This is a genomic window from Komagataeibacter sp. FNDCF1 (genome assembly GCF_021295335.1).
In the GTDB taxonomy this organism is placed as follows: domain Bacteria; phylum Pseudomonadota; class Alphaproteobacteria; order Acetobacterales; family Acetobacteraceae; genus Komagataeibacter.
The window spans coordinates 2,275,811-2,289,231 of the sequence record NZ_JAIWOT010000001.1; the positions used below are offsets into that span (position 1 = coordinate 2,275,811).

8 protein-coding genes are annotated in these 13,421 nt (G+C 58.6%); 1 reads left to right on the plus strand and 7 read right to left on the minus strand.

All coding sequences use genetic code 11. The features are described 5' to 3' along the window. Nucleotides 1-12: 12 nt before the first annotated feature. From LDL32_RS10835 to LDL32_RS10845, 3 genes are all read right to left on the minus strand, one after another. The gene (locus LDL32_RS10835; RefSeq protein ID WP_233066775.1) at nucleotides 13-960 is read right to left on the minus strand and encodes an alpha/beta fold hydrolase; all 948 of its coding nucleotides are present in this window, start codon (nucleotides 958-960) and stop codon (nucleotides 13-15) included. Between the two features lie 300 nt (nucleotides 961-1,260). After that, nucleotides 1,261-2,766 carry a carnitine 3-dehydrogenase gene (locus LDL32_RS10840; RefSeq protein WP_233066776.1) on the minus strand — a complete coding sequence of 502 codons (1,506 nt, stop codon included), beginning with the start codon at nucleotides 2,764-2,766 and terminating at the stop codon, nucleotides 1,261-1,263. Between the two features lie 2 nt (nucleotides 2,767-2,768). Beyond that, nucleotides 2,769-3,662: a 3-keto-5-aminohexanoate cleavage protein gene (locus LDL32_RS10845; protein WP_233066778.1), complete on the minus strand. Its 894-nt coding sequence runs from the start codon at nucleotides 3,660-3,662 to the stop codon at nucleotides 2,769-2,771. A 122-nt stretch (nucleotides 3,663-3,784) separates the two neighbouring features. Between LDL32_RS10845 and LDL32_RS10850 the strand changes: the two genes are divergently transcribed. Next, the gene (locus LDL32_RS10850; protein WP_233066781.1) at nucleotides 3,785-4,810 is read left to right on the plus strand and encodes a GlxA family transcriptional regulator; all 1,026 of its coding nucleotides are present in this window, start codon (nucleotides 3,785-3,787) and stop codon (nucleotides 4,808-4,810) included. Nucleotides 4,811-4,978: 168 nt separating this feature from the next. Here LDL32_RS10850 and LDL32_RS10855 read toward each other — a convergent pair whose 3' ends face one another. The 4 genes from LDL32_RS10855 to betB form a co-directional block, all read right to left on the minus strand. After that, entirely contained in the window at nucleotides 4,979-7,291 is a 2,313-nt protein-coding gene (locus tag LDL32_RS10855; RefSeq protein WP_233066784.1) for a TonB-dependent receptor, read from the minus strand. 983 nt (nucleotides 7,292-8,274) lie between these two features. Then, complete coding sequence (locus tag LDL32_RS10860; RefSeq protein WP_233066787.1) at nucleotides 8,275-9,360, minus strand: GlxA family transcriptional regulator; 1,086 nt, start codon at nucleotides 9,358-9,360, stop codon at nucleotides 8,275-8,277. A gap of 178 nt (nucleotides 9,361-9,538) precedes the next feature. Then, on the minus strand, nucleotides 9,539-11,194 hold the full coding sequence (gene betA, locus LDL32_RS10865) for a choline dehydrogenase (protein WP_233066790.1): 1,656 nt from the start codon (nucleotides 11,192-11,194) through the stop codon (nucleotides 9,539-9,541). Nucleotides 11,195-11,215: 21 nt separating this feature from the next. After that, nucleotides 11,216-13,306 carry a betaine-aldehyde dehydrogenase gene (gene betB, locus LDL32_RS10870; RefSeq protein WP_233066792.1) on the minus strand — a complete coding sequence of 697 codons (2,091 nt, stop codon included), beginning with the start codon at nucleotides 13,304-13,306 and terminating at the stop codon, nucleotides 11,216-11,218. Between the last annotated feature and the right edge of the window lie 115 nt (nucleotides 13,307-13,421).

Consider the following 13,421-nt stretch of genomic DNA (forward strand, 5'->3'; position numbering starts at 1 on the left):
CATCAGGCGCATTCACTTCGCCTGTATGAAATGATTGATCTCACGCGCCACGCCATGCGGGTCTTCCCAGAATGGATTATGTCCAAGCCCCGGAAATATGACCGTCCTGGCCTGCGGTAGTGCCGCAATCAGTGTTGTACGGACTTCCGGCAGCATGATCGGGTCCTTTTCCCCCCATATCAGCAATGCCGGTTCATGCAGGTGTGCAAGGCCAGGACGGACATCAAGCGCCATCAGGCCCTGGTCCAGCACGGCCAGCCAGACCTTGGCGGGCATGGCGGCTGCATCATGGCGCTGCCTGTCCAGAAACGCCGCGGGAACAGGGGTGGGGGAAGACCACCATTCCTTCATGAAGGCGGAATCCGGGTCGATCGGATCATGCAGCCGGGTAATGGGCGTGCGGAAATCCATTCCCTCCGCCCGCGCCTTGCGCTGTTCCCCGGTCGGGCAGTCCACGCGTCCGCCGGTGGATGATATGAGCACCACCTTTTGCGTATGTTCGGGCCAGTTCTCGGCAAAGGACTGCACGACGATACTGCCCAGCGAATGCCCGACCAGCATGGCGCGCGGGATATGCAGACCGTCAAGCAGACGACGGATATCATGGGCAAAGTCGATTACGGCATAGCAACAATCCGGTTTCGATGACGCGCCATGCCCCCGCAGGTCGGGAATGATGAGATGAAACCGGCGTGACAGTTCGGGCACCAGAGGTTCCCAGTCCCGCGCGCTGTCCGTATAGCCGTGGATCAGAACCACGGGTATGCCGTCGCGCGGCCCCATTTCAATATAGGACAGGGTCATGTCCGGCCCCAGGACCATCTGCTTTTTCTGGTGGTCGTACCGGTCCATGGCCGCAGCCGACAGGTCTGCCGCCCGGCCGGGGGCGGACAGGCCCAGCGTTCCGGCCATGACCATGACGGCCATGATGAAGCGGAATGTTTTCCGAACTGACTGCATGGCCGCATCCCCTTCCATTACGTATTAATAACAATAATGAACATTATGGAATTACAATATAATATTTTAAAAATACATTATGTTAAGAGCGTATTCTGAACATGACAAAATCCTTCAGATAACGGATTTCTTTCAGAAGGCAGCATTTCCTGAAGCTTTTGAAAAAACCCTTACCGGAAGCGTCCCTGTAATTTACCCGATACCCCAAAGGCAGACTGCTCCGGCACGCCCGCAAGGGAGGGAACAGGAAACAGCGGATACAGGCAGCCCGTGTCCGGGCCGCCTGTCCGCCTGCGCCATTCAGGTCGGCTTGCGCCGGATCATGATGGAACTGCCTGCACCCTGCGGTTTTTCGGCATTGTCCTCAGCCGCGTGAATTTTCCGCACAATCTCCAGAATGGTTTCCGGCGCGGGACAGGTCTTGCCCTTTTCCGCATCGACATGCATCAGCATCTGTTCCGCCGTTGCCAGGACCTCGCCTGTCGCGGCATCCATAATCTGGTGGAAGATGTGCAGCCGCTTGGCGTCGAAATCGAGGATACGCGTCTGGACCTCCAGCTTCATCCCCTCATAACCCTGCCCGAGATGGCGCAGATGGCTTTCAACCGTATAGAAACTGTAGCCTGACGCCACATAATCCCCATCGGCACCAATCATGGCCAGCAGGCCGTCCGTTGCATCCCCGAAAACCTGCAGGTAACGATGCTCGGTCATATGGCCGTTATAATCGATCCATTCCGGCACGACGGTGCAGCGATGAGTGATGAGCCTGCCATCCGCCGGCACGTCCGCCCCGGCCGCGTGCGCGCGTACCTTGCGGAAATCATTCAGGGTGCGGCCCGCCGCGTATCCATCCGTACCCACATGGGACAGCGCCTGCATGATCCGCACCAGCGCATCATCACGCAACACTTCCAGATCGCGGACCGGAACCCCCTGCGCCTGTTCATCCGACTGGGTGGCAATACGCTCGACCAGTTCATCCGTCAGTTCCGGGGCGACCAGCTTGGTCCAGGGCAGCTTGAGTGCGGGCCCGAACTGCTTGAGGAAATGATGCATCCCCGCATCCCCCCCCGCCAGGCGATAGGTCAGGAACGTTCCCATGAACGCCCAGCGCAGGCCAGCACCGTACCGGATGGCGTCATCCAGTTCCGATGTGGTGGCAACACCTTCCTCGATCAGCCACAGCCCTTCGCGCCAGACGGCTTCCAGCAGGCGGTCGGCGATGAAGCCGTCAATTTCCTTGCGTACATCCAGGACCTGCATCCCGATGCGGCGGTAGATCGCGGCGGCCTTTTCCTTTGTTTCCGGTGTTGTCCTCTCCCCGCCACAGACTTCCACCAGCGGCAGCAGATAGACGGGGTTGAACGGATGGCCCACCACCAGCCGTTCGGGGTGGCGCAGCCCGGCCTGCAGCCGCGTCGGCAGCAGGCCGGAAGTGGAAGACCCGATCACCACGTCAGCCGGTAGCGCGGCATCGATCCGTGCCAGTACGGTGCGCTTCAGTTCCTCGTTTTCCGGCAGGCTTTCCTGCACGAAGGTCGCGCCCTCAAGCGCTTCGTCCAGTGTTGCATGAAAGGTCATCCGCCCTTCGGCAGTGGTGGCAGCGGGAAACAGCCGTGCCCAGGCCGCGCGCGCCATCTCCAGTATGGCACCGGCGCGCTGTGCCGCCGTGGGGCTTGGATCAAAAAAGGCGACATCCACGCCGTTAAGGACAAAACGCGCCGCCCACCCGGCACCGATCACGCCACCGCCAACAATCGCAACCCGCGCGGGCAGGCCGTCCGTCATTTTCCCTGTCGTCATGTTCAGCCCCGCTTGACCAGCTTGAGGTGTTCACGTGTTTCCTGCGGGGTCATGATGGAAACATTCATCGCTTCCAGAATGGTGGCCGCACGCCCCACCAGATCGGCATTGGAGGCAAATGTTCCACGGGAGAGGTACAGGTTGTCTTCCAGCCCCACGCGGATGTTGGTGCCCATCATGGGTGCAAGCCCGACATAGGGCAGCTGATGGCGGCCAAGCGAGAAGGCGCTGTACACCGCGCCCGGCGGCATCTGGTTGACCATGGAGGTCAGGGTCAGGACATCATCGGGCGCGCCATAGGGGATGCCCATGCACAGCTGGATCATCACCGGATCATCCAGCAGGCCTTCCTTGATCAGCTGCTTGACGAACACCAGATGCCCGGTGTCGAACACCTCCAGTTCGGGGCGGACCCCCAGCGCCTGCACCTGCCGCGCCATTTCGCGCAGGATGGAAGGCGTGTTGACCATGATGTAGTCACCCAGCGCGAAGTTCATGGTTCCGCAATCCAGCGTGCAGATTTCCGGCAGCAGTTCCGCGACATGGGCCAGACGCTCGGTCGGGCCTGCCATGTCGGTTCCCGCGGCATCGGGCGGCAGCGGTGTTTCACCCGAGCGCAGGACAAGATCGCCCCCCATCCCGGCGGTCAGGTTTATGATGACATCCGTATCGGCATCACGGATGCGCTCCACGACTTCACGATACAGTTTCACATCGCGCGCCGCCGCCCCGGTTTCGGGGTCACGTACATGGATATGCGCAATGGCGGCCCCTGCCTTCGCGGCTGAAATCGCGGCATCCGCGATCTGCTTTGGCGTAACGGGCACATCGGGATGGCGGGAAACCGTGTCACCCGATCCGGTGACGGCACAGGTAATGAAAAGGCGGGATTTCATGCAATGTCGCTCCAGCAGATTTTAGCGGATCCACAGATCAGATACTGAAGATTAAGCATTGTCGTTACGGAATGGTGTCCTACAATGCGCCATCCATGTCCTGAAAAACGGCATAATCGACAATGGTCCAACCTGTCCGTATCGGCTTTCTTCTCATCCAGCGTTTTTCCGCACTGGGGTTCCTGTGCGCGTCGGAACCCCTGCGCGTGACCAACAGGCTGGGTGAACGGACCCTGTTTGAATGGGTCGTGCTGTCAGAAAACGGGGAACCCGTTACCGCATCGAACGGCATGCAGATCAGGCCGGCCGCGGCGCTGGATGCGCATACGGATATTGACTGGCTGATCATCTGTTCGGGATTCGAACCGCTGAAATACAGCACCCCGGCCCTGCCCCGCCTGTTACGGCGCCTGGCCGCGCGGCATGTAACGATAGGGGGGCTGGATACCGCGGCCTTCATCCTGGCCCAGGCGCGACTGGTGCATGACCTGCGCGTGACCGTGCATTGGGAAGCCAGCGCGGCCTTTACGGAATCCTTTCCCGATATCGCCGTATCAGGCGAACTGTTTGAAGATCATGACCGTATCTTTACCTGTGCGGGGGGCACGGCGTCCATTGACTTCATGCTGCATCGCATCGCCCGCCTGCACGGGGCAACGCTGGCGCGCCGGGTCAGCGAACAGTTCATCCATACGACCATCCGGCTGCCCGGCGCGCCACAACGCCTGCGCTCGCCGGCGACGGCGGCCCCGGGCAGCCGCATCCTGGCCCGCGCCCTCACGCTTATGGAACGTATCAGTGACCGGCGCCTGACATCGGAAGAACTGGAAACCGCCACCCGCTATTGCGCACGCCATGTTGAACGCCAGTTCCGCAGGCATTTCGGCTGGGGACCCGCCACCCATCACCGCAAGCTGCGCCTGGCAAAGGCGCGCAGCCTGCTGCGGGAAACATCGCTGCCTATCGCGGATATCGCTTCCATCTGCGGTTTTGACAGCCGGCCGAATTTCTGCCGCGCCTATGGCGCTGAATATGGGCTTGCCCCCTCGGCTGACCGACATGAACCCGAACGCGGCCAGCCCCTGATCAGGGCGGACAGCCTGCCGGACCCTGCTGGCCCGGTCTCCCCCCCCACAGGCGGGGCGTGACGGGAAATAGCGGCAAGTCGGCACGGTGCAGGGTTTCATCGGCCCACATGCCGCGCCCGCGTCGCGTGGATACGCAGCCCCCCTGTGCTGTGCGGCTTTTTAAAATAAAAGCGGCCCCGCGTACCTGCCGTTTTCCATCCATGCGTTGTCCGTTTCGGGACTGATCCTTCAGAAGCTTGCGGAAATCGTGCCAAAATACTGGCGTGGCGCCCCGACAAGGGCCGACTGATCATCCCCTGTCAGCGGAAGCCCGTTTTCCCCGATCTGGGAAATATAGTGCACATTGGCCAGGTTGTAGATGTTGAAATTGATCGTAAGGTTCTTGACCGGTCCGTAATCGCCGAAATTGTACCGTGCCCCCAGGCTTGTCATCCAGTAACCGGGAACGGATTCATCATTCATGTAGCTGAAGTAGCGCTTTGACATATAGTTCGCATCAATATGGAACTGCGCGCCACGGAAGTCATAGGTCAGGTTCGCCTTGTACATGAACTGCGGGTACGCAACGACTTTCTTTCCCTGCAGGGCATAGGTTACACCCTGGGATGTAATATTGTTGCCGTAAGTCGAATGATTGTAGCTGATGCTGTTGGTAAACGACAGGTGCTTGATGGGCCGGATGGTCAGCAGGGCATCAACACCGTACATGCTCACGCTGCCCACATTCACGACAGTGGAAACGGGCTGGATGATTGTCCCGCCGGTCAGGGACTGCAGGCGGTTCGAAAAATCGGCATGATAGGCGCTGAGTGAACCGGTTATGAGTTCGGAGTTATAGCGATATCCCACATTATAGACCCATGCCGTTTCGGGCTGGATTGTCTTCTTCAGCTGGTCAAAGGTTGTCTGGTTGGACACACCCCAGGGTGAACCGAGCTGATAGCCGCCATAGCCATAGGCTTTCATGTTGCGCGTAATATCAAAATACAGTTCATGCCCGGGCAGGAAGCGCCATGTGGCGTTGATATGGGGCAGGAATGCCTTGGCACTTGTCAGGCTGCCACGCGGCAGGTCCGTCTGGCCATTATACTCGGCATCATTCGCTGTTGCGCCACCCGTGGTCGTGACCAGCAATGACCGGAAACCGGCCTGCAGGGTCAGGTTGGGGAGCACCCTGTAGCGGTCCTCCAGATGGAACTGGAAGGTATTCGTGTTGAAGGTTTCTCCCCAGTTTTCCTGGAACGGGGTGCCAAAATTCCCCGATGCGGCATTGATCGGCGCGCCTTGGCCAAGAACAGGTTCAGAATACAGGTACTGGTTTATGGAGTACTGGTTATTTTCGTACCAGACACCCGCTTCGATCGTATGGTGCCTGATCCGGTATTTGAATGTGCTTGTAAAACCATATTTCTGGTTACCGGCAATATCGACCTGCTCGGATAGCGGGGAGCCGTTGGGGGAAGAGGTATAGGGGGTTGTCCATGTTCCCCAGTGATTTTCAGCCTGGCCGTAGACGACGGAATCCCACTCCAGATGCTTTGTCAGGACAAGATTGAGGTTCAGCCCGCCCAGATAGTCCGAGGCATGGGTGATGCCATCATAGTATGAAACATCCTCGGCATCTGAAAAGTTGGCCAGGGCACCGGTGAAGTGCCCCTGGGCTGCGGCATAGGCCTGCGCATAATTCGGATACAGGTAATCATTCCTGTATCCCAGCTGACGGATCATGCTCAGTGACTGGTCCGCATAGTTGAACTGGGTCGCATCATTCCAGTTGAAAAAGACCTTCAGGCTGCTTTCCTGGCCGATCGGCTGCACGAGCTTGAAATTGACCTGCTGGTCGAACTGTTCCCCCGGGCCCTTCCACTTGTTGCCATCAGAACGGGCATAGGCGACCATGAACTTGGTACCCGACGCGTTCAGCCTGCCGCTATCGACACGCACATAGGTGCGGAAGGCATCATGGCTGCCAAACATCTGCGCGACCTTGCCGCCGAATTTATCCTTCGGGTCGGAAGAATAGATATTGATGGAACCGCCAAGGTTGGTGGTCGACGGTACCGCCACATCCCCGCCGCCTTCCGATACATCCATGCGTTCTATATTGTCCGACAGGATGGCGAAGTTTATGGTCTGGCCATTATATGTATAATAATCCTGTGCACCCAGTGGCACGCCATCCAGTGTCACGCCCAGCTGGTTCTGCTCGAACCCGCGCATGTACAGGCTGGAACCCCATGTATCAACGCCCAGCGGGTCATCCGATACGAAGTTTATGCCAGGCGTGCGCGACAGCATCATCATCGGACTGCTGCCCTGCACGAACTGGTCCATGACCGCACGCCCCATGGACCGGACGGCACCATGGGACACGGTCCGCCCCACCGAGACGGAAATCGTCTCCGGGGCGGCACGGGCACGGGCCGGGGTGGGGGTGGCTGCAACCGGCTTCGCCCCCGTGGATCTGGCGCGACTGCCACCGTTACTGCCATTGCCGGAAGCAACATGTCGGGAAACTGTCTGGGACAGGGCGGGCAGCATGGGAATCAGTAAAAAATAGGCGGCAGACGTAACCAGGAATTTTGGTAATGATTTCGATAGATACATTTCCCATTTTCCTCTATATTTAGAGAATACGTCATATTTATATTTTAATAATGGAAAATAACGATTTATCTTATTTTTACCGGGCAAAAAAACACAACACATCAACACGATATATTTGTTTTTATTTTTGCATTCTGTTTTGAAAATCGTTTCCGTGAAGGAATTTACGCAAAATTCAGTCTATTTTTTACTTTTACCGGCCTTGAAATTTCGACCATGACTGCAATAAATGCAATAACTGTTCAGGGCTGATTTCTGTTGACTGCGTTTGGAAAGTATCTAACAAAATATAGATTGGCCTTTGTTTATTGCGGACATTTTTTTGAATTTTAACGACATTTCATGTAACAGTTCATAATTATAAAAATATTATTTGTACATGTACATGGTTTATACATTTGAATTTGTTACGGGAACAGTTACAATCAGACATTCCTGCCCAGAACAGAGCCCTCATTTCCGCGCCGGCACATGGCCTGTCAATCACGCGCGTGACCGATCATAAATCGTGTCATTGAAATAGGTTGCACCCATGGACTGACGCGGCCAGACAGGATTCCAGTGGAATGCAATACCCCATCCCCGCGAAGCGATGACTTTGCAGGAATGGGGGACGCCAAAGAAGCGGAAAAAGGTCTGTTGCCGTAAAGACGCCAGCCCATGGAAAGCCACCCCGGATCAGGACAGCATCTGCCTGATTTCAGGACCATGCTGCCCCTTTCCAAAAAAAGGCGTGGTGCACAATCCGGCTGGCCGGTAACCCGCCACGGGCCGCACAACCGGTACGGGCAGCTTTCCGGACAACGGTCCGGGTCTAAAGCAATTCCACTGAACTCTGGCTCAGTGGAATTGCTCTAACTCATTGTTTATCGCGCATCTTCACCGGCTTGAATATGCCCATTCAAACTGGGTCTGCTCTAGAGTTCCTCAAACAGGCGCACGCCAACACGTTCCATAAGCGAACGATGCGGCATCACGGGCATGTCACCATCGCGGCCCTGTCGTTTCGCGGCCCTGACCTCGCTCGGGCTTTGCCCGAACATGGCTTTGAAATGACGGGAAAAATGTGCGCAATCCGAAAACCCCGTCTCCACCGCAATCTCGGTCACGGACAGTTCACCCTGCTGGAGCATGGAACGCGCGTAACGCAGCCTGATCAGACGGTAGAAATCGCTTGGCTTCATGCCCAGCGTCGTGTGGAACAGGCGTTCAAGCTGGCGCGATGAAATGCCCAGATAGAGCGCCAGCCGACTGATGGGAATCGGCTCGTTCATATTCTGTTCCATCTCCAGCACAGCGCGCCGGATCCGGGAATCCGTGATATGATTTATTTCATCAATCAGCGGGGGATAAGGCTGCAATAACGGGGTATTGCTCTTGGCCGGGCGATCAAGCAGCAGGACATGGCTGGCCTTCTTGGCAACCTGTCGGCCAAGGTACTGTTCAATCAGGTGCAGGGCCATGTCGGCGGCGCCCCCACCGCCCGAACAGGTGATGCGGTCACGGTCCACCAGGTACATCCGGTCGCTGACCACTTCCTGTTCGGGAAATTCTTCCACGAAATCCTGCCTGTGGTACCAGCTGACACAACTGGCCCGATCCTGCATGACCTTGGCACGGGACAGGACGAATACACCCGTGCAGATGCCGATAAGCGAAACACCCACACTGGCGGCGCGACGCAGATAGTCCAGGGTTGTATCGTCAACCTGACGCCGTCCATGCAGCAGGCCGCCCACCACCACGATGCAGTCGAATTCGGCCGGATTACGGAAGTCGGAATGACGGCTGATGGGAATGTCACAGCTGGACCTGACCGGCTCGGACCGGCTGTTCATGATGGTCCACTGGCACAAAATGGGGCGGCTGTTGTCATCCTTGTCCGCTGCCAGGCGCAGATGGTCGACAAACAGGGAAAAAGCAGAAAGCGTGAAGTTTCCGGCAAGGATGATACCCACCCGCAGGCGTGGGGTTGGCATGGAACTGTCAGGTTTGAAACGCATGATTCTTACCCCTGCTCAGGTTGATCACAAAACGACAACCGACGGTTTATTCCGATACCGTATCGTTAAGGTTATGGAACATGTCGCGTTCGGCCTTTCCTTTAATCGTCATGAATTTAACACGCACGGACATCATCCGTTATCCGGCAGGGCGGGCCCGCCAGAGGGGACCGCCCTGCTAGCGCTGGTGCGTCATCCAGTCGGGCGCCTGATAGAACGGCGCATTCGATGCGGCCAGAAGCGGGCGGCCCAGGATATGGTCGGCCGCCTTTTCCCCTATCATGACCGTCGGTGCGTTCAGGTTCCCGTTCGTGACCTGCGGCATGATAGAGGAATCCACGACCCGCAGCCCCTCAAACCCGATCACCCTGGTTTCACTGTCCACCACGGCCATGGGGTCATCAACCCGCCCCATCTTGCAGGTGCACGAAGGATGCAGCGCGCTTTCCACCTTATCACGCACAAAGGCATCTATCTGTTCATCGGTAACGCAATCCTGACCGGGCTGGATCTCCTTTCCGCGGAAGGGCGCGAACGCCTCCTGGGAAAAAATCTCCCGCGTCAGGCGCACACAGGCACGCATTTCCGTCCAGTCATCCGGGTGGCTCATGTAATTGAAGAAGATGCGTGGCTTGTCTGCCGGGTCAGGAGAACGCAGCCGCACCCATCCCCGGCTTTTCGAGCGCATCGGCCCGACATGCGCCTGATAGCCATGCCCGCTGGCCAGTCCTTTCCCGTCATACGTGACCGCCAGCGGCAGGAAATGGAACTGGATATCAGGATAGGGAATTCCGGCCCGGCTGCGGATGAAAGCACAGCTTTCAAAATGGTTGGTCGCGCCCAGCCCGTCCTTGCGCAACAGCCAGCGCAGTCCGATGGCCGCCTTGGACACGGGATTCATGGCGGAATAAAGGGTGATGGGCTGCTTGCATTCAACCTGGAAATAGAATTCCAGATGGTCCTGCAGGTTTTCCCCCACGCCGGGGCGGTCCGCAATCACCTCGATACCGTGCGAACGCAGTTCCTCCGCCGGTCCAATGCCTGAAAGCTTCAGCAACTGCGGGGAATTGATCGACCCGCCGCACAGGATGACTTCCCGGCGCGCGCGTACCGTATGTTCCGTTCCGTGCCGCCGGTAAACGACACCGACCGCCCGCCGCCCTTCGAACAGGATGCGGGTGACACGGGCATGCATCCGCAGTTCCAGGTTCCTGCGCGACAGCGCCGGACGCAGATAGGCATTGGCCGTGTTCCAGCGACGACCGTTCTTCACGGTCATGCTCATCTTGTCGAAACCTTCCTGCCGGAAGCCGTTGTAATCGTCCGTGCGGACATAGCCCGCCTGCTCCCCCGCCTTCAGCCAGGCGGCATGCAGGGGGTTGTCCACCGTGCCGTACTGGGTATGGAGCGGTCCATGCCGGCCACGGTACTGGTCGCTCCCTTCATGGCAGGATTCGGCACGGCGGAAATAGGGCAGCACGTTGCGATACCCCCATCCGCTTGCGCCACTTTCCTCCCAGTTCTGGAAATCCAGCGCATTGCCGCGCACATACACCATGCCATTGATGGAAGATGACCCGCCCAGCCCCTTGCCACGGGGGGCATGCAGGCGCCGACCGCCCAGATGGGGTTCCGGTTCGCTTTCATAAAACCAGTTGAACCGCCTGCTGTGCATGGGCATGGCCAGCGCGGTGGGCATCTGGACGATGATGGAACGGTCACTGCCGCCAAATTCCAGCAGAAGGGCAGTATGCTCACCGCTTTCCGTCAGGCGGTCGGCCAGGACGCAGCCGGCGGAACCGGCGCCAACTATGATGTAATCGAATTCGGTCATGACCACGTCTTTCCGTTGCACTCAGTACGGTGCTTCAACATTGCCCAGCGCGACATAAACGCTCTTTACCTGCGTATAATGTTCCAGCACCGCCCGGCTGTTTTCACGCCCCAGCCCGGACTGCTTGTATCCACCAAAGGGGAGTTCGATGGGCGTTATGTTGTACTGGTTGATCCAGCACGTGCCCGCTTCCAGCCGTGCGACAACCCGGTGCGCCCGCGCAAGGTCGGACGTGAACACACCCGCCGCCAGGCCGAATTCCGTGGCGTTGGCACGCTGCACGACGTCATCTTCGTCAGTAAAGTCGAGCACGGCCATGACAGGGCCAAATATCTCCTCACGCACGATGCGCATGTCATCACGACAATTCACGAAGATTGTCGGTTCGACAAAGGCACCATGGGCAAGGTCCCCCGTGGTGGCCCGGCCGCCACCCACCAGGAGTGTCGCCCCTTCCGCGCGCCCCACGTCGATATAGGACAGGACCTTGTGCATGTGGTCCTGCGAGATCAGGCTGCCGACATCCGTTTCCGGCAACAGGGGATCACCGATGCGCATGCGCTCCACCCGCGCCTTCAGCGCGGTCAGGAAACGCTCACGGATATCCCTGTGTACAAAGACCCGGGTGCCGTTGGAGCAGACTTCGCCCGCGGAATAGAAGTTCGCCAGCAATGCCGCGGACACAGCGTTATCTATATCCGCGTCATCAAAAATGATCAGCGGGGATTTGCCGCCCAGTTCCAGCGTCACGTATTTCAGGGTGCGGGCCGCATCCGCCATGACGGCACGCCCGGTCCCGACTTCGCCTGTCAGGGATATCTTGCGGATTTCCGGTGCTGCCGTCAGCAGGCGCCCTGTATCGCGCGCACCCTGTACCACGTTGAACACGCCATCGGGCAGGCCGGCCAGCCTGTATATCTCGGCCAGCTTCACCGCCGTAAGCGGCGTCAGTTCCGCCGGCTTGAAAATCATGGCGTTGCCACAGGCCAGGGCTGGCGCGGATTTCCAGCAGGCAATCTGTATGGGGTAGTTCCATGCCCCGATCCCGGCCGTGATGCCCAGCGGTTCACGACGGGTGTAGCCGAACGCCTCCTCACCCAGGTCAACGGCCTCGCCATTGATGGTGCTGGCGACCGAGCCGAAATATTCAAGGGCATCCGCGCCGGACAGGATATCGACGGTACTCGTCTCGGCAATGGGCTTGCCTGTATCCTGCGTTTCGATATGGGCCAGTTCCGCATTGTTTTCACGCAGCAGTTCCGCCGCACGGCGCAGGACACGCCCCCGTTCCGTTCCTGTCATCCGGGCCCAGACCGCCTGCCCCCTGCGCGCGCTTTCGATTGCAAGCGCGATTTCCGTCTCGCCCGCACTTTCCACCTGCGCCAGCACGGCACCGGTCGCGGGATTGATGGTGGGGAAACGCGCACCGCTGGAACTGACATACCGGCCATCGATCCAGCTCTGGCAGACCGGGGGTGTAACGGGCGATATGACCGGTACGGGCGGGGCCGCGCCGTTCACCGCCGCGATCTGGCTGTCGATAAAGACATTCACCTGCTGGCGTGCCGTCTGGCTGTCGGTTTCCTTCCATTCCGACAGGGCGGCCCGCAGCCATGTCCCGTCAATCAGCGCCGACATGGAACGGGCCAGCACCGCGGCCTGCGCCCGTGGCAGGTACGCACCAAGCGCATGCCGCAGGTTGGACAGCATGCGCTGCTGGTAGACACGCTGGATACGCTGCAGGGCGGGTACATAAGGCGCCTGCCCCCAGAACGCCAGCCATACCGCCCCCGTGCGCGGCTGGAACTGGTTTGTTCCAAGGCAGCTTTCTATAATGGCCTGCACGCGCTCACGCGGGGTCCGTGCCTCACGCAGGTTACGGATGACTTCGTGCTGCAGGTTGCCTGCGATATGCCGGAAGGCGGCCGCAAGCAGTGAATTCTTGTCCTCGAAATAATGGACCAGAAGACCGGGGGACACATTCGCATGCTCGGCAATGCGGGCAAAGGTCGTGCCCGCGTACCCATACTGGGCAAGCACATCGAGTGTCGTATTTACAAAACTCAGCCGACGTTCATCTTCCGGTCTGGGTAAAGAAGAGGACTGACGCATAGGAAAAATCCCGATCTGGGTATGGAGGCCGATTTCGTTGAACGTTCGTTCAAAATCGTGGCGACATCACAGACTTCATCGCGGAATCGCATTTTATCCTTGTTCTGGTCCGCCA